The organism is Providencia sp. LY12 (assembly GCF_057621555.1).
Window position 1 is genome coordinate 1,799,445 of the sequence record NZ_CM172594.1, and the last position, 25,854, is coordinate 1,825,298.

A 25,854-nucleotide genomic window follows, 5' to 3' on the forward strand; every position below is an offset into this window, starting at 1 on the left:
TAAAATTATGGTGTACATAAAAACAGGGTGGATAAATAACCATGAGCAAACAAAAAAGAACGTTCAAAGCCGTATCAATTGATAGCGAGATTTTGGAACGCATAGAGAAGTTTCGCCGACAACGCGCGGAAAAGGACTATTTAATTAATGAAGCTCCGATGACGCAATTGATTAGAGGGCTACTCAATGAGGCTTTACGCCGTGAGGGGGTATAAATGGCAACGTTAATAGATACATTGCTAGTATCGCTAAAACTGGATTCGGCAAGTTTTGCCGCCGATGCGAAGAAAGCGACGAATGAGAATGATCGGTTATCAAAATCTATCGACTCATTAAATGACGTACTAGGCGACGTTAACGAAACGCTCAAGGGTACAAAAGAGCAGCAGAAGAAAGCGAAAGAGCAAGCGGACGAGTTCACCAAGTCAATTAATAACGGTGTTAAAGCTCTAGCGACGCTATTTAGCACAATCCTAGTATCAACAGGTTTACAAAAACTCATAGACGACACTGCCAAAGCGAATGACCAGCTTAATTTTATGAGTAAGAATCTAGGCGTTAATGCGACTACGGTTAAACGCTGGCAAGGTGCGGCAGAAATGGCAGGGGGCAGCGCGGAGGGTATGGCTGCAAGTATGGGCGGATTAAGCAAATCATTGTGGGATTTGGCTACAATGGGTGATACCTCAATCCTGCCGTACTTTAACGCGCTGAATGTGGGGGTGATGAAAAATAGCGGGGAGCTGAGAAACCTTGATGATATCTTGCTGGATGTCGCCGATAGCCTGTCTCAAATGTCCAGACCTCAAGCCTATAACTTCGCTAAGAACATGGGATTTGATGAAGGCACGATTAACATGTTGTTACAGGGGCGTGATGCGCTTGAGCAGCAATTAGCCACCCAGAAAGATATCATTGTTTCATCAGAGCAAGAATTAGAAATAAGCCGGCAACTACAACAGCAAAACTCGCTTATTAATTTGCAGTGGGAGGGGCTAAAAACACTCATAGCCAATTATCTCATGCCTTATGCGCTCAAGTTCGCTGAGGCTGTCTCTGGTTTTTTAAATTACCTGAATAAAAACCGAGATACCGCCGTCATGGTGTTTAAAGCTATGGGGGCGGTGATAGGCTTGACGTTGATCCCATTAGCCCTGAAAGCAGGTGCGGCATTCATGGGTATGTTTGCCCCATTATTTGGTGGCGTTGGCTTGGTTCTCTTACTCGCAGCGGCAATAGCCGCCTTATATGATGACTATAAAACGTGGAAAGAGGGCGGAAAGTCATTATTTAATTGGGAAGAATGGGACGGCTCAATCACGTTCATTCTTAAAAAGCTGGACGAGCTAGAAACATGGTTTAAGGACACCACTATCGGTAAGTGGTTTACTGACCAAAACGGCGATATTGAGGGCTGGAAATTAGCACTAACAGGATTTGCTACTTGGTTCGGCGTAAAATGGGTTGCAAAAATATTAGGGGGGTTCGCTAGTTTATCTCTAGGTGCTACTCAATGGGCTTTGAGTCTTACTCGGGCATTTGCGTCAATCACAGCATCAGCAACGAAGTTTTTAGCCAAAAACCCGTGGCTACTCATGCTTTATTCAGAGCAAACAGCTACCACAGAACAAGAAGATAATGCCACTCGAAATTCTAATAGAGATAATTTCTACCGCAATCATGCGATGACTAACTTGAATAAGTCAGGTAAGCCATACACTGAAATTGACGTTACTAATGAAATACTAAGAATGACGATCTCAGGTGAAATGCCAGAGCCAACAGAGGACGACTTAAACCAAAATACGACAATTGGCAGAAAGCAACAGTTATTAAAAAGCGGTGTAATTGGTGGGAAAGAAGATACAGCGAATAGCAATGATGACAGTGTTTCATCAAAGCATGGAGAAAGAGGGTTAAGGTATAATAGTCCGCTAAATTTGGCTTATGCAAAACAGAATGGAGCATCAAATGACGGGGAAGGATGGGCTAAGTTTGATCGCCCTTATGATGGAATAAGAGCCAGTTCTAGACAGCTAATGATGTACTACAATGGAACATCAGCAGCCGCGGAGTATAAAAAGTTACAGACTGTCTGGGATATTATCCATAAATGGGCTCCAAAAGGTCATGGCAAGAATGACCCAGCGTCATACTCAAAAACCGTAGCTGGCAGAATGGGGGTAGATGTTGATTCTGTTTTAGATTTGAATAATCCGGCGGTCATGTACTCATTGATTAAAGAAATGTCTAAAGTAGAGAATAATAATAAATATCCGTATTCCGAAGCTTTATCTATGGCAGCCATTCAAGGTACTGGCGACCCTATGCAGAATGCTATTAGTAATATTCAATCATTCAACAAACAGATATCAACACCTTTTGCAGCAGGTGTGAATGGTTTGGCTAAGGGATTTTTAGACCAATCGAATGCGCTTAAATCACAAGCCCAAACAATTACGAATAACAAAACAGATATTAATGTGGGAGGTATAACCGTGCACACTACCGCTACTACATTATCAGGAGTAAATGAGGCGGCAGCCGAGGAATCGACAAGACGAGTTTATCAACTCGTTCCGTCACTTAGCTAAGAGTTTCTGTAATTAACTCAAATCAGACCGTGTAATCACCTAAACAAAATATAGAGGTTGGTATGTTAAAAAAGATAATTGCTATGCTGGTTTTCTTGCCTTTTTTGGCACTTGCAGGAAACTCCACATCCACACAGGCTAATGCGGAAGATAAAATAGTCATTAATGATGGTGTATTTGATTGTGACTTCTTTCCTATAGATAAAAGCACTGGTCTAGCTAATACAGATAGAACTGATAAGGAAGGTAGCGCAATAATTCATGTAAAGAACATAGATGGAGGCAAATTGCTTGTCACCGCAACTTTGTCTGACACTGTTTTAATATCTATACCTCAACTACAGTTTTATCAAGGTAATGGTAAATCCGCTTCATATGGATATAGTTCCGATGATGAGAAATACCAAATAATATCAACACCTCAAACTGGATTGATATTGGTAATTAACGCCAAAAGTAACAACATCGAAGCCAGTACTTTAATTAGGAATTGCTCCGCTAAAAATACCAAGTAGCTAACAAGCCCTTCGGGGCTTAACAATATCGTTAAAATTACCAGTGAAAATAAAAAGTAATAATTAGATTATGCAATGGTGCTAACAAGGTGAAATATGCAGCAAAGCATTAAGAAAAAACGCAATCGCTACTTTAACGGTACGCCGACAACGCGCTTAATCGTAACGTGTGAGCAGTCCGTTATTGACGCAGTAGACGAGCATATATTGATAAACTATATCAGGGCTGGCAATCGTGCAGAGTTCGTGAGACAGGCGATAATTGAGAAGCTACAGCGTGAGCAACGTTGAGTTTCGAGACCAGTACGCGCGCGCGCGAGGGAATGATGATTTTCGGGCACGTTATAGGTTATTTATTCGTATCGTAAAAAGTAACTTTGATGATTAATAGAGTCCATAAAAAAGGCGCGTGAATTGAATAATATTAACCATAGAAAACTATATATTTTCTGATTACAGAACACCGATACAAGCCAGTGAATGAGGGGGCTAGATGCTAACAACTAAACAAGAAAATTTCTGCCTTGCCTACATCGAGACAGGCAACGCAAGCGAAGCCTATAGAACGGCATACGACACGGCAAAAATGAAACCTGAATCAATCAACAGGAAAGCCAAAGAGCTATTGGACAACGGCAAGATTACGGCAAGGTTGGACGTGCTACGGCAGGATATTAGAACAAGGCACGATATTACCGTCATGAAGCTATTGGAAGAATTAGAGGCAGCCAGATTGAAAGCCCTGAACGCTGACACACCTCAAGCATCGGCAGCGGTGGCGGCAACGATGGGGAAAGCCAGATTGACAGGGCTGGACAAGGTTCTGGTTGATTTAACTGGCAATGTGAAAGTAGAGACACGCTCAATCAAGGATATTTTTGATTAAATCCTAAGAAATCCTAAGATTATTGCTGGCTGGATGTTAACAATTGTAAACGTTTAGATGATAACATTTGATAACGTATTTCAGGGAATACCACCTCACGAAGCCTCACCCATTAATCCTAACAAATCCTAACGTTTTTTATGAAATGTCAGGTAATAAAACTATTTCACTAGATACTTTTCAGCCGTAATCGCTTCTAGCATATAGTGGTTGGTTTTGATAACGGACCAATAATAGAGAAACCTATTTTAGCTTGGAGCTTTGCTTAATTGTTTGCAGTTAGTTGCTAATACTGTATATTTAACCATGCTTGGCTGTTTAAATGATCAGTAACATGAAAACATAAATTAATATTATATTTAGGTTATTCATATTTATTTGGGTTAATGGACATGGTAACTGAACAAGCGGTTTTTACGTTTTATAAGATCAAGAGTGCTGGATATTATACTTATGGAAGTGAACAGGCGGCATTTGGCTCTACCACTGAGATGCTTGAAGATTTACAAATGTGGGCGAGCGCCAAAACCTTAAAGCAAACCAAGACATTTGAAGCAAATGATGAAAGATACCCATGCTATCTTGTTGATGCTAAAAGGAATGGAAGTGATTGGGCTTTACTGATTTGGAATGAAATCCCAACTAACGGGCAGCAGGTTCCATCAATCAGTGAAACAGCACAGTTTGGCGCTGATCCTGAAGTAATATTGAACGCAGTACAAGGTGGGAGCATACCAGGTTACGCAACATATTTTTGGTTTCTTTCGGATAAAAATATGTTAGCGACTGTAAGGCTCCACAATAAACTCACATCTCAGGCATCTCTTCAGCACTATCTTAATTGTTTCCTTAAACAGTCATCTCGACACGTATTAGCAGCCCCATTTACGAATGAAGATGGCAGCGTTGAAGTGAGAGTAACGGGTTATAAAAATAACCCACTCGATGAGACTGAAGAAGATAGACATTATAATCCTAAGTTCAAGGCAAATTTGGTTCGAAATCGTGGAAAGCATGACATCATTAGACAGAATGCTGAACATATTAGAAAAATTGAGCGTATTATTGAGTTGGATTTAGCAAAACCAGAAGAGCTAGGGTTATGGCAAAGAATGCTTCAGTCCGTCAAGCTAAGTGAGGCGCAAGGTGCTGGCATTACAACTAAAGTAAGATACACGCTATCCCCGAATGTATCACTAGAGGAAGTCAATCTAATGATTAATAGCTGGGAGGCTGATCTAAGCGATGTTAATGACTATGGGTTTTACTTCGAAGGGGAGTCAAACAAACCTTACTGGTTGAGTAAATCATTAGCAAGAACGGAGTTTCAGCTTGATATTGAAAGAGACAATATTGAGTTCGTCCAGCTTGACTCTCTTTTAAATGAGTTAGTTAGAAAGAAAAACATTATTTTGAATGGTGCAGGAATACGATGAAATATAAAGTGGTTATTGGAATTGCATGTGGTGCGATAGTATTACTATCTGGTTATCTAGGTAGTAGCGTCGCCTTTGCAATCCAGTGGCCACTTTTTGAGGCGTTAAGAACTACTGCCTCTATTATATTTGCTGTAGTGGGCGCTTGGTTTGCCATTATCTACCCAGAAAGACTGAAGAAATCATTTCGTGGTGGAGTATCAAAAAATAATGGATCTGGCATACACCGACTTTTTACTCCAATTGTTCATTCTACAGCCATTCTTGCTGCGGTATTAATTACTGGGATTGTTGCCCCATTATTGAAACAGTTCGAATGGATACTGTCTCACAGAGAGGTGTTCAGAGGTATTTCGTATGGGTTACTTGTTTTTCTAACGTTATGGCAGTTAGCTACAGTGTTGTTTAGTTTAATAGGTCCAGATATAGTTAAGCGCAGCGTATCAAAACAAGAACGGTCTGATGAGGCGGCAGAGGCAGTGATGCCAGTAAAAAGAAATAAGTAGCCTGGATATAAAGCATTACCTTCAGGACCACATTTATAATTATACGTGCATACGAATAAAAGGTAATGGGCATTTAACTATATCAATATATTGTAGCTGTTAAGAATTAATTTCCCCCCGCTTGTGCTATCTAGATCTGCTGGTGGTCATACTCAACGACTAACTCCTCTGTAATATACCTTAGGGGGACTATACCGTTATATCCAGCCTCAACATATGGGACCACCCTGTCGCCCCATGCTTCCTCGTCTTTCCAGAGTGTCCATGGAATCAGTTTGTTAAACTTACTTTCGTGAAGGAACAGTATTGAAATCTTATCACCATGCCTACGTTCAAGGATCAGAGTAGGAAAGCATTTATATGCATGTTCTTTCCAGTACTTGGACCCACAGCCTCTGTAGTCGAAAAAAGATACACAATTGCGCTTTCTAAAAAAACCATTAGATGAATTGCCAAATCTTGAAACTTGCAACAGTTCCGAATTTGGAGTCAAAGCACCAGATTGCTTTATAAGTGGCATATTAGCTGTAGGAGTAACGTGAAATATTCTTCCTGAAAGTGCAGGTAAAATATCGTTGTAATGTCTGATTGTTAGTTGATTAGCCTTCATATGTTATTCAGCACCTATTAAGCGATAGCACACAAGCAATATTACAGAGCGTTATTAAAATATACAGTTACATATTTGAATATAGTTTACCTGAAATATCCTTGTGACGTTTCCAAGCTGAATAAATATCCTTATCCCACGCTTTGCCACCTTTAGTTTGATAGCCAGCCTCATTAATCCGTTCAGCGATAATGCGCCCGTTATTTATACCCCCTGATAGCACCAAATTAACCACAGAAACGACAGCAGACTCATTATAGGTATAAGGTGGGATATCTGCCTTGCCAGCAATTAAAGATGCCACAGACGATTCTAGGCGTTCCACCAGCGATAACATACGAGCGTCAGGATTACTGTCTGGGCGGTTTAGCTTCTCTTTGATAGCGGAGACTATCCATGCTGTTTTATCGGTACCAGAGTTCGATACAGCATCATTAAACAGGACTTGCAGTTCAGCGGGTAGACGAAAGGCAATAAGATTAGATTTACTCATGGTAATAGTCCGTTATCAGCTTATTGAGTACCTATTATATCAGTGTATAACAGTGTTATACAGATTAGAAAATATAAAATTGCTGGCGGATTTAACGAATAATTCCATAACTTAAAGTTAGAGTAACTTACTGTAAAACAAGCAAAGCGTATTATTGCGCCTTGTAACTGACTGAATACATGGCAAAGCTCAAATTTGAGCACAGTCTAATTTTACCAATAGAATCAATCGGCTCATTTTTGAGCCTGTATCAACCGTCATGATTATCGTGACAGTCGGAAAGGGTAACAGTTGAAATGCTACCCATACACCAAAACCACAAACTAGTGCCTTTAGCCAAAGTGGCTAAATATTAGCCAGCACAGCTAACCATCAAACAAAACACGGTGTAGTTATTTTGATATCAAAAAGACTCACGATAATAACGTACTAAAATGGTACTGAAATAAACCACGGTGGTGCTATGGTGTTGCCATGATGATTGTAAGGTGCCCGTTTTGGTATCCACCGAAAAGGCTATATTTTACTGGATACTTCATCCGCTGAATGTTGACAATTGTTGACATCAGAACCAGACAAAACCAGACATGAGAACATAGTAATTGTTGTGGTCGAAAACTTGTCAAAACTTGTCATCGTGTCAAACAAATTTATAAGCCCCGTCCAAAATTAAATAGGTACGCAGTAGGTATGCGCTTAATTCTAACGATTCGTTATAATTAAATAAAATCATGATGTTGTGGAAAAGTACGCAGAGTGGTACGCAGCAAAACAAGGGTAATAAGTTTGGATTAGTCTTGACGGTTGCCACTCTGGTTGCCAGCAAAACAGCATGTTTTATACTAGTGGATTGATAGGCTTTGATTGTTCCAATTCAACGCAATCAAGGTATAGCGATAATCACAACACCTTTGAGGTATAGCCATGTTACAGCGTGAAACAATAGAAGCCGTTATGATGGAGTTAGCCCACCAGCAAGGTCAATCACTCAATGGACGCGATAGGTTAGCGATTAGAACAGGTGTAGCCCAGACAATACAGGCTAAAGAGCGTCACAGGCGCAGAATGACCGCACCTACCTACCAATGGACTAAGCCAGCATCAAAACGCTGATGCGATGGTAATCGCAATGGTCAAATGTTAAGCGAAGCACTAAAAAGTGCGACGGTATACAGGTATAGGTTGCCTTGAAATCAAGGAGACATGAGGCTCTGAAATTGGAGGCTCGTCACTGGTTGGCAATACCACAATGCAAATAAGCATTGCGATACCCACAGGACAAATTTGTCCTCTGAATAAATATCAATAAGTTACCGTGAAGCAAAAATTCGTTACCGATGAAATCAATAGGTTATCTACGCTGAATGCCAAGGCTACAGCAACGAGCTACAACAAGTTTAAACGGTAAGGTTTTACATGCGGGATAATCCCGTATCATCATGGGTAAGTTAATGTTTAGATCTCCCCTGATTATTGGAGTTATTCCCTGTATATTCAAAATCCCACCAGCATTTTATTTTAATTAGTAGCTTATATTACGATGGTATTAAGATGAATAAACCAGAAATGAGAAAAGCAAAATCAATCAGGATCACCACATCAGGAACGGTAATAAAAGCTCCTGAGAGAGTTAGAACCGCCACAGGTAAAGTTATGGCTACTATGACTATTCAGGCTGAGAGTGATAAGCGTAGTCCGTACCCATTGAAGAAAGTGGCATTTGATATGAGCGCACTGGAGCTTATGACATGCCAGAAAGGGAACAAAGTCACGGCTACAGGTCGTTATGAATGGTTTAATGGTTATCAGCTAACGGGGGCGCAGATAGTTACCTGTTAGTAAATGAGCACTATGATAAAAATAAAGCTCAAAATAAATGAACGTAGCTTGAATCGCTATCCCTGAATTAATAACCCAGCTAAGCTATCCTGAAAATTAAAAGTAACTCTTACATATTCAGAGGATAGCTATGGAAGATGATTCACTTTTCACTGTAAAAGAATACGCAGCCTTACTTAGGCTTTCTGAGTCTACGATATATAGAAACCCTGCAAAGTATTATATGTTCCGTGTTGGTAGATCATGGCGCGCCAGTAAAGAAAGCTTGAAACGGTTTGAGCAAGTCCAGCCTCATGAAGGCGTGAGTATGTCGATTATGGTAAAAGGAAAGAACAGCTCCTCAGCTAATAGAAATCTTAATATGTTTATGTCACAGGTTGAGGCAGAGAAGGAACTGGAACAAAGATTGGCGAAAAGAAAACGCAGATCAAATAATAAACAAAATATTACATCTTAATAATATTTCACAATTTGCAATAATATCACAATATATTTCAAATATAGCAATGTACGACAAGATATGTTCGTCTTAGAATGATCCTTAATGATTTATAGCCCGTGTTTTGCTTGTACCTGAGCTTGTACCTAATTTACGCCTTGGATTATTATATATAATAAAATCAAAGGGATTGATTGATAATCTACATTTATACCGAAAGTGAAGACGCAAAATGGCTAAGATAAAAATCCTCATTGTCGAAGATGAACTGCTCCTTGCGGAGATGCACGCGGAGTACATTAAAGCTTATCCTGCTTGTGATAAAGTCTGGCTTGCGGGCAATCTTGCGGAAGCAAGAAAAATGATTGAGTACATGAAGCCTGACTTGATTCTGTTGGATAACTATTTACCTGACGGGAAAGGAATTGATTTAGTTCATGAACTACTTCAGGAGCGCAATAGTGCGGATATTGTATTCACCACCGCCGCTAGTGATATGGAGACAGTCTCTGAGGCGATTCGTCTAGGAGTATTTGATTATTTGGTTAAGCCGATAGCTTATGAGCGTTTAGGGCAAACGTTAGATCGCTATATTCAGCGTAAATCGGTTTTGCAGGGCGCCAATAAAACCAATCAAAGCCAGATTGATGACATGTTTAATACCTATGCCCGTGGTGAGAGCAAAGAAGAGCTACCGACCGGGATTGATGCTATTACGCTTGATAAAGTGCTCGCGTTATTTGCAGTACCCGATGCGGAATATACGGCAGAGTCGATTGCAGAAACCATAAAATTAAGCCGCACTACCGCCCGCCGTTATTTAGAGTATTGTTTAGCCCAACGTAAGATTGAAGCGGAAATTGAGTACGGCAAAGTAGGGCGCCCCCAGCGGATATATCGGGGTAGTCATTAGTTGCCGTAGGTAGACGATTGAAGTCTGCGTGAAGGTGTTTGCGTCAATTTCCCAAAAGGTTGTTATGAACGTACTGATCCTTGGCGCTCGTGCGCCGGCCTGTCTAGAATGGGCGCGAGCGTTTAATGAAGCAGGATGGACTGTCAGCGTCGGTGATTCGCTCAGTCAGCCGCTGAGCCGCTTTAGTTGCTCCGTGCAAAATTATGTCCGCTTACCTGAACCTCGACAGAACCCGACAGCTTGGATTGAAGCTCTTGCGACGGCGATCGAAAATCAACATATCGACCTGCTGCTACCAACGTGCGAAGAAGTATTTTACTTGGCTTATGGCCTTGAACGCTTGCAGCCATTGTGTCGGGTATTAACCAGCGACTTTCCACTGTTGCACCGTCTGCATCATAAAGGGAATTTTGCAGCCATGACGAATGGCTGGCCTGTCGCTGCCCCTGAAACCCACCTACTGACAGACAGCCAAGCATTGCCCACATTCGCAGACGATGCTTCAAATTGGGTATTCAAACCTGCGTATTCGCGCTTTGCCTCCCAAACCTTGATCCGTCCATCAGCCCAACAGCTAAACAAAATACAGCCCACTCAGACCGAGCCTTGGGTAGCACAGCGATTTATCGAAGGGCGGGAGTTTTGCAGTTTTAGTGTCTTGGTTGATGGTGATCTACGTGCTCACAGCTGTTATCACCCGCGCTACCGAGTTGGTCGCGGCTCTGGGATCTATTTCCAACCGAGTACACCAGAACCGGTACGCCAATTTCTTGAGCATTTTGGACGCGAGACGGGCTATAACGGGCAAGTAGGGTTCGATTTTATTCAAGATAAAAATGGTCGGTTTTATGTGCTGGAGTGCAACCCAAGGGCGACCAGTGGTGTACATCTGTTTGATAATCAGCGACAGTCATTAGTGAATAGCTTGAGTCAGCCATCCGAGCAGATCCTTGAACCAACATTAGAGCCTCGAATGATTGCATTGGCGATGCTGTTATTTGCGGCTCCACGGCGAACTCTGAGCCCGACGTTCTGGCGTGATTATGCCGCCGCCCGGGATGTTATTGTGCAAAAAGGTGACTGGTGGCCGTTGATAGCACAAGTCGGAAGCCTCACGGAAATCATTGCTCGGGCGGTATCTCGACGTTGTGGGTTGTTAACGGCGTCTACGGCAGATATCGAATGGAACGGCCAGCCGCTAGACGAGCGTACACCATGAAATTATTGTTCGAAGATCAAATTCTGAGCGAGAGTGCCAGCCCTAATGACAGCTTGGCTCGGCGTTATGTGCGAGCCTGTGCCGGCGAGTGCTTGATAGGCAATGTCAGTACGAAAATGGCGCTGCTCGATACGGGGACGCAGCAATTTCCGGTCAGTATCACAGACGGCAACGAACCCGACGACAACTGCTATGTGGTGTCCCCTCAAACAGCCTACAGTGGTTACGCCCGTGAAGAAATCAAGCGCCTTGGTCGACCCTATTTGACTTGGCCGTTGAAGTTATTGACTCAAGCCGTTGAGTGCCTACTGAATGCGGGAAAGATCAACAAGTTGGTGCAGGTAAACAACTGGTTGCTATCGACCAATCTTTATCCTGCTGATTGGGATGTCACTGAATTGCCAGCTATCACGACATTGCTGAAGCAAAACTTTCCTGAGCATGGAATTGGTTTTCGTTCGCTCAATGATTTCAGTAACCGAGAGTTGCGCCAATGCCTGCAAAGCCACGGATACCTGAGCATTCCTAGCCGGCAAGTCTATTTGTTTGATGGTCGGGCAGGGGAGGAAGCTCTGTTTCTCAAGCATCATAATACTCGACTGGATGCCACTTTATTACGGCGCAGCCCGTATACCGTCGTACCCGGTAACGAATTGAATGATGACGATTTCAAAAGAATAGAGCACCTTTATAACCTGCTTTATTTGGATAAATATTGCACGTTGAACCCGCATTATAATGCGCAATGGTTGCGGCAGGGGCTGCGTGAGGGTTGGCTAGAAATCCGCGCTTTACGCAATGCAGAAGGGCGTATTGACGGTGCGTTGGGTTGGTTCTCATCTTCCACCGTGATCAGCACGCCAATAGTGGGTTATGACACCGCGTTGCCCCAACGGCTTGGGCTGTATCGGCAATTGACCCGTCTGTGCCTGCAAGAAGCGGCTGAGCGCCGTCAGGTGCTGAACTTTAGCTCTGGTGCGGCTGAGTTCAAGCGCTTGCGGGGTGGTCAACCGCAGATCGAATACAGCTTGGTTTATGTCGCTCATTTATCTTGGGGGCGACGCCTTGTATGGAAGGTGCTGAGTTTTCTGTTACATGGTATTGGTGTACCGCTGATGAGGAAGCTAAAACTGTGAAACCGTTTGAACATCAATGGTGGCCTGTGGCTATCAGCGACAAATTGCGAAACCAACCCGTGGCGTGCCAGTTGCATGATATTCCGCTGGTGCTGTTTCGAGACAATGACGGGCATGCTGTGGCGCTGCCAGACCGTTGTCCACACCGTTTTGCGCCATTGAGTGCGGGCAAAGTTTGCGATGGACAGATTGAATGTCCTTATCATGGCTGGCGGTTTTCCGCCGACGGGCGGTGTACGCGAGTGCCTGGTACTGACCTTGCGGTGGGAAGTAAGCCGCTGCTTGAAAGTTTCCCTTGTTGCGAAGCTCACGGGCTAGTTTGGGTTAGCCTGAGCATGGAGCGTCCGCAGAGCCCGCCAGTTGCACCCTCTGATAGTTTGCAGAGAGTCGATACGTTTTGGATCACCGATGAAGTGCAGTGTTCGCTGCAAGACGCCGCAGAGAATTTTCTCGACGGTTTTCATACACATTTTGTTCACTCTGGCTGGATCCGTCACGACCGGCAACGGCAACAAATCAGCGCCCGAGTTCGTCCACTGGCCGATGGCGTCGAAGCCGTGTATAGCGAAGAGGGGAAACAATCAGGGTTTATTTCGCAACTGTTTGAGCGTGAGCGCGGCGTCAGTATGGGACGTTTTCGTCTGCCGTGCCTGGCAGAAATTGAGTACCGCGACCGCCGTGATGAGCTCAATTTGCTGGTCAGCGCTTGGCTAGTACCTTGTGGGAATGACCAGTTACGCCTATTTGCACGGATCGCCACTCGACGCGGGAAGCTTCCGGCAGTCATCAAACGTTATGTATTGAGCAAGTTATTCCGCGTGATCCTCCGTCAAGACCGTCAAATATTGGAGAAAGTCAGTGCCAATAAATTGCGTTTTCAAGGAACCTTACCGACACCGCTCGATGGCGAGCAAGATTTACTAGGGCCAAGTATTCGCCAATTACTTGAAGAGGGTGAGCCGCTGATGTTTGAGGAGAAAGAGTTCTGTTTTCGGCTTTAAGTCGCTATGAGGAAAATTGCATATGCTTTCCCGACATATTTGGAGCCTATAAAAAGGCTATTTTTATAGGTTCAGTGCCATCAACCCCATCTCATCTTTTTTCTCAAGTATAAGCCTTCAATTCCATTACTCAGTACTAATCATTGGTTTCAAAAGAAATAATTGCAGAAGTTTTTAATGAGAATAAGTCTCATTATTATATTTTCGTATCAGTACAGTGTGATAGTAAATACGCGGTATGGGAATGTTCATACGTCAACATCACTCATAATGTTGACGCGTGTCAACGAAATGTATATTATTAATGCACTAGGAGGCTGATGAGCAAAAAGCACCCTAACAAAGAAGTACGTGAGGCACTCCGTTATGCAGAGGAAAAGGGCTGGATCGTTGAAGAAGCGACGGGGCATCCTTTCTGTACTGTTAAATGTGGAAATGCTGATCATGGACGAACTCACGCGATGAGCGTAAACAGTACACCCAAAAATCCGGAAGTGCACGCAAAGCAAATCCGTAGAATGGTTGACCGCTGTACCCCGAGGAAACCTAAGGGTTGATTCGGTTTTTTAAAGCAAGGCGGGTAACCGCCTTTTTGATGAGGAGAGCGGAATGGAACTCTACAATTTCACATTGACGTTATCAGGCGTTCAAATGGAGACAGAGGGGCTTGCGGATGCTCTGTATACCAACGGCTGTGATGATGCGCTAATTTGCTACTACGGTAGCTCAGTGTATATAGAATTTGACCGAGAAGCAGAAAGCTTAGACTTAGCTATCAAATCAGCGATTAATGACATTGAAACGGCAGGTATTGGGGCTGTCGTTGAGTCGGTGGACTCGGCTCTAGTTGGTTTGAGTGATATTGCCCAACTTTCCGGTTTAACTCGCCAAGCCATTGCTTTACTAAAAGACGGCTCACGAGGTAAAGGCGATTTCCCTTGTCCTATCCAGCGTATTAGTGGCCAGTCACCACTTTGGGATTGGTCAGAAGTTGCTAAATGGTTGAATGATAGCGGCCGCCTCGACAGTAAAGGCGTTCAGGCTCGAGAGCAGTTGGTGAGTAACGCACATACATTGAGCAAGTGGAATCTTGCGTTGAGAATGAGGGCATTTGGGAATATTAAAGAAATAGAATCCATCGCGTATTCACTTATTTCATAATATTTTATCTTTGAGGACGTTACGATGACCACCTTTTATCAACTAACAGCAACGAGCCTTGGCGGGCAGCGCATTTCTATGGCGGACTACGCGGGTAAGGTGGTTTTAGTTGTGAATACAGCCAGCCATTGTGGCTTTACACCACAATACGAAGGTCTTGAAGGACTCTACAAAAAATATGCAGAACAGGGTTTGGTGGTGCTTGGTTTCCCCTGCAATCAATTCGGGAAACAGGAACCCGGCGGCACAAAGGAAATCGGGCAAACTTGCTACATTAATTACGGTGTGAGCTTTCCGATGTTCGAGAAAATAGACGTCAATGGAAGCGCAGCGCACCCAGTATTTCGTTATCTAAAAAGCGAGTTACCTGGGTTGCTGGGTGGCCGGGTTATGTGGAATTTTACCAAATTCCTGATTGGACGCGATGGTAAACCGCTAAAGCGTTTCGCTCCGTTTACGACCCCTGAAAAAATGGAAGCGGCGATAGTTGCCGCACTTGGAATTTGAGCGTTTGGACATTCTAGTTATTTCATGCAGATAATCTTAGGGCTATTTCCCTGTCCCCGAATTTTGTAACTCATTTTCCATAATCATCACTTTCTTCTGGGCGCGTTCGTCGCCTTGCTTGGCGGCGAGTCGATACCAATATAAGGCTTTCGTATCATCTTGCGGTACGCCCATTCCATATTGATAGCACGCTCCGCTGGCATACTGTGCATCACGGCTGCGTTGATTGGCAGCTTTGATAAACCACTGGCAGGCTTTAGCTTGATCGGCGGTGATACCATCGCCTCGTGCATAAATTAACGCTAAATTAAACTGGGCGGACACTTCCCCTTGCTGAGCGGCGAGGGTTAGCCACTTAATGGCTGCAGTGGTATCACGTTTGGTGCCTTGTCCTGCTAAGTAGAGCATACCTAGGCTATTTTGTGCGGGGGAAAACCCTAACTCCGCAGAGCGCGTAAAATACTGAAATGCGGCGGGGTAATTGATTTTGTCATGCATTCCCGTTGCTGCTTGATAACCTAATAAATAGAGCGCTTGCGGCTGATTTTTTTCAGCCAATGTGAGGTAGATTTGATTGGCTTTTTGAGGGTCTTTATCTCCGACGACACCTGTTTCATACCAATAAGCTAACGTTAGCTGCGCTGCGGGTAACTGCTGTGTCGCGGCTTTTTCTAGCCAACTTAATGCTTGTTGTGGATTTTTCTCCAACAGGTTTGGTATGCCTTCTAGAGTATATTCAGCCATATTCATTTGGCCAATTGGGTCGCCAGCATTGGCTGCCGCTTCCATCCAATGCAGCATCTCTTTGGGGTTTTTACCAACGCCAGCACCTTGCTGGTACATCAGCGAGAGGTTGATTTGTGCTTTGGTAAAATGTTGGCTGGCAGAAAGTTTATACCAATAGGCGGCTTTATCTAACTGACCGTGAGATTGATAAAACATCGCTAAATTAAACTGTGCTTCCGCTTGCCCGCTATCCGCTAATTGAATTAACGTTTTTTCATCCACGACTGAAGAGGGTGCAACAGGAGCCACCGTTTTTGCATGACTCAAATTAATGAATAATGAGCAAAGGATGATGAAGGGGAGAGTAAACTGTTTCACTTAGCTTCCTTGGGATGAATTTTAGCCATTTATTCCTAAAGGGTAGGTTAACGGGTTGCAGCTAGCGACGCAATTGCCATTCTTGCTATTCTGAAAATTATTTTTACGCATTAAACGAAGATAAATCATGATGTTATAAAAAAGATTAAAAATAATTAAAAAAAAGATGAACCTTTTGAGCCTATCAAGGGTCTTAATTACATATATATCACTGTTTGCTTGTGTAAACATTCATATATTTACCCTCAACATTCATTTCTTTACATGAAGTAATGCAATAATGCATCTATATCGTGTAGTTTGAATTAGTAGTACGATCCTTAATAGAATGCATTATGCCCAGTTTTAGTCGCTGGGCTTTTTTTTTGCATAAAATACGCAGCTTCCTGAAAATACCGCTTTATTTTTATATCACTTCGTTATTTCGTTCGATAAATAAACACGTAATAGTGACATTAATAAATAATCACCTATCTAAATTCATTTTCTATTCAGTTTTTATTATCACCAAGACGAAATATCCGCAGGGTGCCGCGGGGTATGCTTGTAGTGTGTATAGGGTGTTACTCTGCGAGTAAAATGATTAAAGATAGAACAATATGCTTAACATATAGTGAACAAGTGATTATTTAATGGGCGACAATAATTTCATGATTTTTTAAAAAATTGAAGTTAATCACGATATGCATCTATAAGCATGGTAATTAATGCTGGCTAAATTATTAGTTTTGGTGCATAAATAGCATATATTGCTTAACTGATTATTCTGTTTGGATTGGCATATATTCGCTGTAATGCTGAATAAATAATCAAATATGCTTTAACTCATTGAATTTTATGTTCGCGATTCATAAACAATATTTACACACAGTTTTGTTTGTTTTGAGGTCAGGGATTGATACTCCTCCTACCAAAAGTGAATCTTCTAAAGCTTGAATTCTTGAGACCATAACAATGCGAGGGTGCAGACAGCGTCCCGTGGTTTTTTTGCATACGTACAGGTTGTATTAGAGGTAACTTGTGTCCACAACAAATAACAAAGAGGAAGTCAGTCTTAACGCGTTTAAGCAACCTCGTTCATTCTATCTCATCTTTTCTATCGAACTCTGGGAACGTTTTGGTTACTACGGTCTTCAGGGGATCCTCCCAATTTATCTCAGCCAAGTGCTTGGCATGTCGGAAGCGGAATCTATCACGCTGTTCGCAGCATTCTCTGCACTGGTTTATGGCTTCGTTGCCATTGGTGGTTGGTTAGGGGATAAAGTTTTAGGGACTAAGCGTGCGATTGTTCTTGGAACGGTAGTACTGATTGTCGGTTATGCCTTCGTTGCCTACTCTGGGCATGATGTGTCGATGGTTTATCTCGGCCTAGCTACCATTGCGGTAGGTAACGGTCTGTTTAAAGCGAACCCATCATCATTATTATCCACCTGTTATGACAAAAATGACCCACGTTTGGACGGTGCATTCACCATGTACTATATGTCCGTTAACATTGGTTCATTCTTCTCAATGCTGGCAACGCCATGGTTAGCCAAACATTACGGCTGGGATGTCGCATTCTCCCTCAGCGTAGTGGGTCTGATCATCACCTTAATTAACTTCTACATGTGCAAAAAATGGGTCGCAGACCACGGTTCAAAACCGGACTTTGCACCTGTTGTTATCTCCAAATTACTGATGACTATCGTCGGTGTGGTTGCACTGATTGCGATTTCAAACTGGTTACTGCACAACTTAGGTATTGCACGTGCGGCACTGGCGGTGATTTCTCTGGGTATTTTAGTTATCTTTATCAAAGAGATGATGGCACTTAAAGGTATTGCTCGTCGCCGTATGGTGGTCGCATTGATCCTGATGCTCGAAGCAATTGTTTTCTTCGTACTGTATAGCCAAATGCCAACCTCACTGAACTTCTTCGCACTGCATAACGTAGAGCACGAAGTTTTCGGTTTTGCGATTGAGCCTGCTCAGTATCAAGCCTTAAACCCATTATGGATTATGATTGGTAGCCCAATTTTGGCGGCAATCTATAACAAAATGGGCGATAACTTACCGATGCCACATAAATTCGCTATCGGGATGTTACTGTGTTCAGCGGCGTTCTTAGTACTGCCATTAGGGGCAAAATTTGCGAACGAAGCGGGTATTGTTTCTGTTCAATGGTTAGTTATCTGCTACGGTTTCCAAAGTATCGGTGAGCTGATGATTTCAGGTCTGGGTCTGGCGATGGTGGCACAGTTAGTTCCACAACGTCTGATGGGCTTTATCATGGGCGCATGGTTCTTAACTAACTCTGCTGCGGCATTTATCGCGGGTTATGTTGCTTCTATGGCGGCAGCACCTCAAGGCGAAATCACCAGTAAAGTTGAATCTCTGGCTGTCTACAGTGATGTCTTTATGAAGATTGGTCTGGTAACGGGTGCAATTGCTATTGTGATGGTATTCACCGCGCCATTATTAAACCGTATGACGCAAGAACAGCATTAATTTGTTCGGTAAATTATAAAATGAAAAGGGCGATAGAAATATCGCCCTTTTTTAATGAATGATGATTCAAAGCATCCGTTATTTAAAATAGCGATTGCTAATTAACTTCATCGAACGGTTATTGCCGTTGACTAAAATGGTGCTCGCGCTGCGGCTATGCAGATCATTCGAGATACCATTCATCAGTACTGTTGGGGTGATAGCCGTCGCCGAGAAAATCACATCGGACGTATTCACCATCATATCCAACGTTAAAATTTCCCCAATTTCGATGCCCATCTGTTGGCAACGAATGGCTTCTTGCGCCGCTAACAGTTTATTTTGTTCGGTGTCTTCTTTGGCTTTGTTACGTGGAACAAGGCGTGCTTGCATGTCGCCACCTAATGCGCGGGCAATGGCTGCACTAATAATGCCTTCTGGTGCACCGCCGATACCATACATCATATCAATAGGGTGCTCAGGTAAGATTGTCAGTAGTGATGCCAGAACATCGCCATCAGGGATAGTGATGACATTAGCGCCAAAATTACGGATGGTTTTAATAATGTGCTGGTGGCGAGGTTTATCGAGAATGGCAATGTTGAGCATGGAAATTGGCTTATCCAATGCCGCAGAGAGAAACTCGAGGTTCTTCTCTAATGGATTTTTTAGGTGAACGGCATCTTTTGCTGCTGCGCCGACGACCATTTTCTCCATATACATATCGGGGGCTTGCAGTAATGTTCCTGTTGGGGCTGCCGCCAAAACGGCAATCGCATTGTGCTCATTACATGCCACCATACGGGTGCCATCAATGGGGTCAACCGCGATATCTAAATGATGTTCGCTAGATTGCTTGCCGACTTGTTCACCAATATACAGCATTGGGGCTTCGTCAATTTCCCCTTCGCCAATTACGATTTTTCCATGAAAATCAATCTCATTAAGTCGATTTCGCATGGCTTCAACCGCAGCGTTATCCGCCGCATTCTTATCTTGTTTCCCTACCCATTCAAACGCGGCAATGGCGGCAACTTCCGTCACTGATGCGATAGCAGACGCGAGTTCATCGCTAATTTTCATTTTGGTGTGATTCCTAGGACTAAAAAATTATCGCGCCTATGATACGTTTTTTGTGATCAACTTGGTAATTTTTTGGCGAATAAAACGGCGTTTTATTGAGGTCAGAGAGGGGAGTTAAGCGGATGGAAGGGCGGAGCGAACTCCGCCATTTGATATATCAAAGACGCATTACAGCATTTCTACGATGGTGATCCCGCCAATAATTGAAATCAATGCCGCAATGGTACTGAGTAATACGGTTCCCGCAGAGGTTTCAGTATAGGCTTTATTACTGATAGCTAACGCTGGTACAGCTGTTGCTGTCGGTAACACACCAATAATAAATGCCGCTTTTAATAAATCACTTTGTAATCCTAATGCGAGGCCGGTTCCAAGAATAAGCGCCGCCTGTACAAAGTTTTTCACAAAAACGTTAAAGATAATTTCTTTATTGATTGTGAGTTTAATACCTGAAAGCAATAAACCGAGGAAGAAGAGGGCCACACCACCTGCCGTTTTCCCAAGTTCATTGACTGAGTTTTGTAAAATTTCAGGTAATTTTACGCCACATATTGCCAGAATTGCCCCTAAAACAGGCAGGAAAACTAATGGTTGAATAACGGCTTTACCGACAGACTTCAGAATACCGTTGCCATTCGCTGATCCACTGATCATCAATAAGGTAAATGGAATGATGATGACGGTATAAATTAAGTTACCGAGAACCATGGCAATTAAGCCGGATGAACCGACAGTTGCCAGTAAAACCGGTGGTCCACAGTACGCCATATCCGGGAATGAAACAGACAATGCTTGCATCGCAGCATCGGTTTTATTGTGGCGGAAAAATACTTTACCGACCACAAAACCAATGACATAGGATGCAATTAACCCGACTGCGAGTGCTATCAAGTAATCAACATTCAGTAAAACTGAAGGAGGAGCTTGAACGGCAGCAAGGAATAATGCAAATGGTAAGGCGATTTTGACAACAAAGTCAGCAAACGCTTGCGAATATTCCCGTTTCACGAAGCCATATTTACCCGATAACCACCCTACGGCAAGACCGAGTACGATGGGACTTAGGGCCTCAAGTATTATATGTAATAACATAGGTATTCCTTTGCGTTATTTAGGACAATACATATTTTTTTAAATATATCGATAAAAGACAGTCGTTATTTGTTAAATAACTTATTGGTGAATTTGTCTATAAATTAATAACATAATCACACGAAAAAACACCTATTATCTGCATATTTTCTCTAATAAATAGAAAGTATCAAAAATGGATTATTGAAATTAATAAGTTGTTAATAAAGTAATAGGAAATTCATTAGCTAGGAAAAATTATTTGAAAATGTGTTTTTAGGGAATAAAAAATATTAAAAATGTACTATCATTTTATGATGGTTAAATAATAAGATGATAGAATAGATTAATTCGTGAATACTCTTAAAAAGAGTTATTTTGTAACAGTTTGTTACCCACTGTTGGCAATTTAGTTATTCGTCTCTAAACTAGGATGATTATTGAATAATGTCGATTGATACTGTGTATTCTAAGATCCTGTTAACTAATCTTGGGTTACTGGCATTGGATTAAAGAAGGAAACCTATTTGTGGATACATGGATACTCCTAGGGCTCATTTTAATTGCGTGTGTGATAGTTGCCCCTGTGCTGGCTATCATTGCGATTAATCGCACTGGTCGAATGCAATACCAAATTAACCAGCTAAACCAAAAGGTTGCCTCTCTAGAGGTCAAAATAGCCCGTGATAATGGTCTTCAACCTGCTCATGCTATTGATGAAGAAAACCCAGTATCCCATCGAGTTGATATCCAACATAATGAGTATCAAGTAGATACACTTAAAATTGCAGCTCAAGATCCTCAACCCCAAGCACCTCAAATTCTGCCGCAACCGATGGCGGTTTCCAGTGACAAACAAGCTAATGCAGTAAACCCGATAGCAATTAATCCAAATCGTTTTGATAAGCCAAAGCCAAGCCAGCCTGCATCATCTCAGAATAAAGCAGAAGATAAATCCATTTTTGCACATTTCTTCACGTGGTTAGTGACAGGTAATCCGCTAGCGAAGATAGGAATTTTATTATTATTTTTAGGTGTTGCTTACTTACTGAATTACAGCGTACAAAATGAGATTATTTCACCTGAACTGAGGCTTGTCTTCAGTGCTGCGGGTTGTTTAGTTTTATTGGGTATAGGTTGGTGGCTACGCACGAAAAAGGCGTTATTTGGTCTGATATTACAAGGCGGCGCTATCGGCTGCTTATACATTACTGTTTTTGCCGCTTTCAAGTTATACACCATGATCCCTTATGGGTTCGCATTTGTGGCGATGCTAATCATCTGTTGTGCAAGTATCGGGTTGGCATTATTACAGCGTACGATTAGCTTAGCAATTTTAGCGTCTTTAGGCGGTTATTTAGCGCCAATATTACTGTCCACAGGGGGCGGTAGCCATATCGTTTTATTCTCCTATTACTTAATGTTGTCGATAGGAATTTTAGTTATCAGCTTCTGGCAAGCATGGCGTCCGTTAAATTTAGTCGGCATGTTTATGACCTATGGCGTGGCAATATTATGGGGAATGGACAATTATCATTATGATTATTATCTATCATGTCAGCTATTTATTATTGCTAACTTGATTGTATTCAATGCATTAACTCAGTTATTCGCCTTACGTTTCGAACATAATAAACAGCTCGTTGTCGATAATACGCTATTATTTTTCCCTCCATTAATGAGTATTTCCTTGCAATTTGCTATTTCGGATGGCATCGGATTATTGCCAGCATTTATTTCTCTACTTATTGGCTTACTGTATCTCATTGCCAGCTTACAGCTTCATAAACGCTTTAATGCCGCTGGTAAGAATATGGCTCTAGGCAATATCATTATTGGGGCTAGCTTCGTCACATTGGCGGTACCGCTCGCCTTGTCATTTGAATGGACGACGATTGTTTGGTCATTACAAGGCTTCGCCATGTTGTGGTTTGCCCTCAATCAAGGGCATAAAAAATTAGCGTTGCTCTCGTCATTGCTCATTGCTGTTAGTGCTTTAATAATATTAAGTGATTATCCATATTATTATTGGAGCGATAACGTTATTTACATGCTACCAAGCCTGATAGCCGCTTGCTTCTTTGCGGGCGGGTTATTTCATGTGCGCCAGAAAGAGGCGAGCTATTTTACCGCGCTTAGTTATGCATTTTTGATCCTCGGGTTATTAGTCTGGTTCGCTTGGGTGCCTGAATTTACCGATATGCTGTCATGGAACAGTGAAACGGAAAGCTTAATTATTTTGGCAGTGGTGCTGATCTCCGCGTGGTGCTGGCGACTTGGTGGTCAAAAAATCAATTGGATACCATTAGTTTTATGCCAGTTCTTATTATGGGCAGTGGCTTATTACTATTTAACATTAGATTTTATTAATGCAGAAAATCCGATGGGGCGTGGTGAAGGTTCGCTGATTTGGCCTGTGATCTTGGGCAGTTCAGTTCTGTATGTAATGCACGCTTATCGTACCCAAAACTTGTATATTCGACGAGGAATGCACGTTGCCAACCTATGGTTAATTATTGGGTTTGGTGCGACGCAAGTTAACTGGTTTGTGGCTAACCTTCCGTGGGGAATGCACGAACTGGGTTACTTCATTTACATTATGTCGATAACCTTAGTGGTATTAATCCTTTACTGGTTACAACATAACAAATTTGTACCAATGCGCCGTAAAGGTTTGCTGTATTGGTATAGTTTATTACCACTTATGGCTGTATTGGTGGTGCTTTCATGTTGGTCAAACTTTGAAGATGGCAAGCTCACGTTTTGGAGTTACGTCCCATTAGTTAACCCGTTAGATGAAGCGGGGCTGTTTAGCATTGCAGCACTGTTATTGATGCGCAAAGGTTTTATCGCGAAGTTAAGAAAAATAACGCCTATTGAAATTGGGGTAGTGAAAGGTCTGATGGTGGTAATCATTGGATTAGCTATCTTTTGGTATAACGGTATCATTCTTCGTGCGACGGCTGATTTTGCGGATATTCCTTGGAATGAGAATATCTTATTTGATTCGCGTCTCGTTCAAACGGTTCTTTCCATTAGCTGGGCGATAGCCGCACTATTCTGCATGGTGATTGCAGCCGTGAAGAAAAGTCGAACATGGTGGATTGGTGGTGCAGCGATTTTTGCTTGCGTGATTGTAAAACTATTTCTTATTGATGTGTATGGGCAGGATGGCATTTCCCGTGCGGTCTCCTTTATTGCCGTGGCGGTGTTGATCTTGGTTGTGGGTTATTTTTCCCCATTACCACCAAAGCATAAAACGGACATTGAGGTACAGGATAAATAGCGATGAACTGCATGAAAATAGCCGTGAAAAACCTAACAACATTATGTGCATGGGGCGCTCTTTTTTCCTCAATATGCCTATTATCATTTGGAAGCTATGCTAGCGATTCTAAAACCAATGACTCTAGAGCTAATGATTCTAAGCAAGCAAGTCCTTACGATTTTTATCAAGGAAAAGAACTGGCCACACCAGATAGGAACAGTCCGTTCTATTGGTTAGAGCTGCCCGCAGCTGCCTATATGGGATCTGCGTATCCAGATACTCTGCAAGATATTCGTGTTTTTAATGGTACAGGAAATGAAATTCCAACAGCGTTATTTTTTGATACCAATAAATCTGTTGCGACGACCAATGTTAAATTTAATTTTCAACGTTTAGTCACTCGTGCAGATAATGTGAATCCTAACGACGATGATCAATTTGATAGCCAATATATACTGGTGGAAGCTGAGCCAGGAAAAACAACCCGTCTTGAATTGCCGAATTTACAACGAAAAGATAAAACTAAGTATCAAGCCTATTTGCTGACGCGTGATCAATTCAAAGACAACGGTGTTTTATCGACTTTAAATTTAGGTTGGGATCAGAACAATCAGGACTGGCAAGCCAAGGTTTTTGTTTATTACAGTACCGATAAGAAAAATTGGGTAAATATTGCATCGAATCAGCCTGTCATGAGCCTGAAATTAGACTCAGGTGTTGTGGCGAGTAATACGATTGAATTATTAAAAGGGGAAAGTACTGGGCCGATTGCACCATATCTAATGTTAGTGACGGTCAGCGCTCCAGAGCATGAAATTCCACTTCTTCAATCTGTGACGGGATTGCAGTATGTGATGAACTCTTTCCATCGTCAGGAATCTTTCCTCTTTGAAGTGACAAACGATGGTATCACTCGAGAACAAGTGATTTATCGTTTGCCAACGCCGCAACCATTGAATGAAATCAGCATTAAACTACAACAATCAAATCGCGTGGTACCGCTGAAAGTAGAATATATTGCCAATAGTGATGAGGAATGGAAACTGTTGGCGAATGTGATGGTTTTCAACCAAATTAATGATGGTGATAAAGCGAGCAATCCGAATTTAATTATTCACGATAAGCAAATTAAGGGCCTCAGAATAACTGCATTAAAAGGCAGTTGGGATGAGCTGCCACCTACGATTTATGGGTTGCGTGATGCTGTGAATCTAATTGTGAATATACAAGGTGCTTCGCCTTATTTGCTTGTGTGGGGAAATAAACAAGCCACCTTAGATAATGTTAACTACACTCAACTTATTGGTAAAAATGAAAGCGTTGAAAACGTGATGGATGATTTCCCTGAAATCACAACAACAGGTAAGGTATTGGAGTTAGGTGGAGTGGAGAAAAGAACTCAAGATAAGCCTGTGGAAGAAGGTTTACATTGGATGACTATCGCACTATGGCTGTTACTTGTTGTAGGTATTTTCGCGCTGCTTTATTTTTGTTGGTATCTTTTTAAAGAGGTTGGGTCATCAAATAAATCCAATCCAGACGATCTTTAATTAAAAAGGGAACCTAAGGTTCCCTTTTTTGAATCTAATTGCATCAATAGAGGA

The 25,854-nt window shown here is 42.3% G+C and carries 24 protein-coding genes; 18 read left to right on the forward strand and 6 right to left on the reverse strand.

The genetic code is table 11. From position 1 onward, the window contains the following. Positions 1-41: 41 nt before the first annotated feature. The 6 genes from ACY3ZI_RS08475 to ACY3ZI_RS08500 all read left to right on the forward strand — a co-directional run bounded on the left by ACY3ZI_RS08475 (position 42) and on the right by ACY3ZI_RS08500 (position 5,937). Positions 42-215 (forward strand): 3-hydroxybutyryl-CoA dehydrogenase, encoded by a 174-nt coding sequence (locus ACY3ZI_RS08475; RefSeq protein WP_132494568.1) that lies wholly within the window; start codon positions 42-44, stop codon positions 213-215. Beyond that, complete coding sequence (locus ACY3ZI_RS08480; protein ID WP_487377106.1) at positions 216-2,594, forward strand: hypothetical protein; 2,379 nt, start codon at positions 216-218, stop codon at positions 2,592-2,594. 62 nt (positions 2,595-2,656) lie between these two features. Further along, complete coding sequence (locus ACY3ZI_RS08485; RefSeq protein ID WP_487377107.1) at positions 2,657-3,109, forward strand: hypothetical protein; 453 nt, start codon at positions 2,657-2,659, stop codon at positions 3,107-3,109. A 493-nt stretch (positions 3,110-3,602) separates the two neighbouring features. Next, complete coding sequence (locus tag ACY3ZI_RS08490) at positions 3,603-3,995, forward strand: terminase small subunit (protein ID WP_487377109.1); 393 nt, start codon at positions 3,603-3,605, stop codon at positions 3,993-3,995. 392 nt (positions 3,996-4,387) lie between these two features. After that, positions 4,388-5,431, forward strand: coding sequence for a hypothetical protein (locus ACY3ZI_RS08495; protein ID WP_487377111.1), 1,044 nt, complete (start codon positions 4,388-4,390; stop codon positions 5,429-5,431). Then, on the forward strand, positions 5,428-5,937 hold the full coding sequence (locus tag ACY3ZI_RS08500; protein ID WP_112843640.1) for a hypothetical protein: 510 nt from the start codon (positions 5,428-5,430) through the stop codon (positions 5,935-5,937). Before ACY3ZI_RS08495 ends, ACY3ZI_RS08500 begins: the two co-directional genes overlap by 4 nt. A gap of 130 nt (positions 5,938-6,067) precedes the next feature. On the opposite strand, the gene ACY3ZI_RS08505 is transcribed toward ACY3ZI_RS08500, so the two are convergent. Together ACY3ZI_RS08505 and ACY3ZI_RS08510 are read right to left on the reverse strand one after the other, a co-directional pair. Continuing rightward, the gene (locus ACY3ZI_RS08505) at positions 6,068-6,547 is read right to left on the reverse strand and encodes a hypothetical protein (protein WP_487377113.1); all 480 of its coding nucleotides are present in this window, start codon (positions 6,545-6,547) and stop codon (positions 6,068-6,070) included. Positions 6,548-6,614: 67 nt separating this feature from the next. After that, a complete protein-coding gene (locus tag ACY3ZI_RS08510; RefSeq protein WP_487377115.1) occupies positions 6,615-7,040 on the reverse strand; it encodes a hypothetical protein in 426 nt (141 codons plus the stop codon). Between the two features lie 924 nt (positions 7,041-7,964). On the opposite strand from ACY3ZI_RS08510, the gene ACY3ZI_RS08515 reads away from it, so the two are divergent. From ACY3ZI_RS08515 to ACY3ZI_RS08535, 5 genes are all read left to right on the forward strand, one after another. Beyond that, the gene (locus ACY3ZI_RS08515) at positions 7,965-8,153 is read left to right on the forward strand and encodes a hypothetical protein (RefSeq protein WP_487377117.1); all 189 of its coding nucleotides are present in this window, start codon (positions 7,965-7,967) and stop codon (positions 8,151-8,153) included. A 540-nt stretch (positions 8,154-8,693) separates the two neighbouring features. Next, positions 8,694-8,879, forward strand: coding sequence for a hypothetical protein (locus ACY3ZI_RS08520; protein ID WP_487377119.1), 186 nt, complete (start codon positions 8,694-8,696; stop codon positions 8,877-8,879). Between the two features lie 130 nt (positions 8,880-9,009). Beyond that, positions 9,010-9,336: a hypothetical protein gene (locus tag ACY3ZI_RS08525; RefSeq protein WP_487377121.1), complete on the forward strand. Its 327-nt coding sequence runs from the start codon at positions 9,010-9,012 to the stop codon at positions 9,334-9,336. A 214-nt stretch (positions 9,337-9,550) separates the two neighbouring features. Further along, the gene (gene dpiA / locus ACY3ZI_RS08530; RefSeq protein ID WP_036951294.1) at positions 9,551-10,231 is read left to right on the forward strand and encodes a two-component response regulator DpiA; all 681 of its coding nucleotides are present in this window, start codon (positions 9,551-9,553) and stop codon (positions 10,229-10,231) included. Between the two features lie 64 nt (positions 10,232-10,295). After that, positions 10,296-11,450, forward strand: coding sequence for an ATP-grasp domain-containing protein (locus tag ACY3ZI_RS08535; RefSeq protein ID WP_487377123.1), 1,155 nt, complete (start codon positions 10,296-10,298; stop codon positions 11,448-11,450). Positions 11,451-11,452: 2 nt separating this feature from the next. Here the strand turns inward: ACY3ZI_RS08535 and ACY3ZI_RS08540 are convergent, their stop codons facing one another. Beyond that, the gene (locus ACY3ZI_RS08540; RefSeq protein ID WP_487377125.1) at positions 11,453-11,659 is read right to left on the reverse strand and encodes a hypothetical protein; all 207 of its coding nucleotides are present in this window, start codon (positions 11,657-11,659) and stop codon (positions 11,453-11,455) included. Here ACY3ZI_RS08540 and ACY3ZI_RS08545 point away from each other — a divergent pair. From ACY3ZI_RS08545 to ACY3ZI_RS08560, 4 genes are all read left to right on the forward strand, one after another. Next, positions 11,648-12,586 (forward strand): GNAT family N-acetyltransferase, encoded by a 939-nt coding sequence (locus ACY3ZI_RS08545; protein ID WP_487377127.1) that lies wholly within the window; start codon positions 11,648-11,650, stop codon positions 12,584-12,586. The genes ACY3ZI_RS08540 and ACY3ZI_RS08545 overlap by 12 nt on opposite strands. Continuing rightward, positions 12,520-13,587 carry a Rieske 2Fe-2S domain-containing protein gene (locus ACY3ZI_RS08550; RefSeq protein WP_487377129.1) on the forward strand — a complete coding sequence of 356 codons (1,068 nt, stop codon included), beginning with the start codon at positions 12,520-12,522 and terminating at the stop codon, positions 13,585-13,587. Before ACY3ZI_RS08545 ends, ACY3ZI_RS08550 begins: the two co-directional genes overlap by 67 nt. Before the next feature lie 609 nt (positions 13,588-14,196). Further along, positions 14,197-14,748: a helix-turn-helix transcriptional regulator gene (locus ACY3ZI_RS08555; protein ID WP_211885277.1), complete on the forward strand. Its 552-nt coding sequence runs from the start codon at positions 14,197-14,199 to the stop codon at positions 14,746-14,748. A gap of 24 nt (positions 14,749-14,772) precedes the next feature. Continuing rightward, positions 14,773-15,255 carry a glutathione peroxidase gene (locus tag ACY3ZI_RS08560; protein ID WP_211885278.1) on the forward strand — a complete coding sequence of 161 codons (483 nt, stop codon included), beginning with the start codon at positions 14,773-14,775 and terminating at the stop codon, positions 15,253-15,255. A gap of 42 nt (positions 15,256-15,297) precedes the next feature. Here ACY3ZI_RS08560 and ACY3ZI_RS08565 read toward each other — a convergent pair whose 3' ends face one another. Beyond that, on the reverse strand, positions 15,298-16,359 hold the full coding sequence (locus ACY3ZI_RS08565) for a tetratricopeptide repeat protein (RefSeq protein ID WP_487377132.1): 1,062 nt from the start codon (positions 16,357-16,359) through the stop codon (positions 15,298-15,300). 1,020 nt (positions 16,360-17,379) lie between these two features. Between ACY3ZI_RS08565 and dtpA the strand changes: the two genes are divergently transcribed. Further along, on the forward strand, positions 17,380-18,849 hold the full coding sequence (gene dtpA, locus ACY3ZI_RS08570) for a dipeptide/tripeptide permease DtpA (RefSeq protein ID WP_108479045.1): 1,470 nt from the start codon (positions 17,380-17,382) through the stop codon (positions 18,847-18,849). Between the two features lie 78 nt (positions 18,850-18,927). Here dtpA and glpX read toward each other — a convergent pair whose 3' ends face one another. Both glpX and ACY3ZI_RS08580 read right to left on the reverse strand, forming a co-directional pair. Then, on the reverse strand, positions 18,928-19,905 hold the full coding sequence (gene glpX, locus ACY3ZI_RS08575) for a class II fructose-bisphosphatase (RefSeq protein ID WP_181478713.1): 978 nt from the start codon (positions 19,903-19,905) through the stop codon (positions 18,928-18,930). 174 nt (positions 19,906-20,079) lie between these two features. Beyond that, on the reverse strand, positions 20,080-21,003 hold the full coding sequence (locus ACY3ZI_RS08580) for an AEC family transporter (RefSeq protein WP_036951272.1): 924 nt from the start codon (positions 21,001-21,003) through the stop codon (positions 20,080-20,082). 508 nt (positions 21,004-21,511) lie between these two features. Between ACY3ZI_RS08580 and ACY3ZI_RS08585 the strand changes: the two genes are divergently transcribed. Together ACY3ZI_RS08585 and ACY3ZI_RS08590 are read left to right on the forward strand one after the other, a co-directional pair. Beyond that, positions 21,512-24,268, forward strand: a complete 2,757-nt coding sequence (locus ACY3ZI_RS08585; protein WP_487377134.1) for a DUF2339 domain-containing protein — start codon at positions 21,512-21,514, stop codon at positions 24,266-24,268. Between the two features lie 2 nt (positions 24,269-24,270). After that, complete coding sequence (locus ACY3ZI_RS08590; RefSeq protein ID WP_487377136.1) at positions 24,271-25,800, forward strand: DUF3999 family protein; 1,530 nt, start codon at positions 24,271-24,273, stop codon at positions 25,798-25,800. Positions 25,801-25,854: the final 54 nt, after the last annotated feature.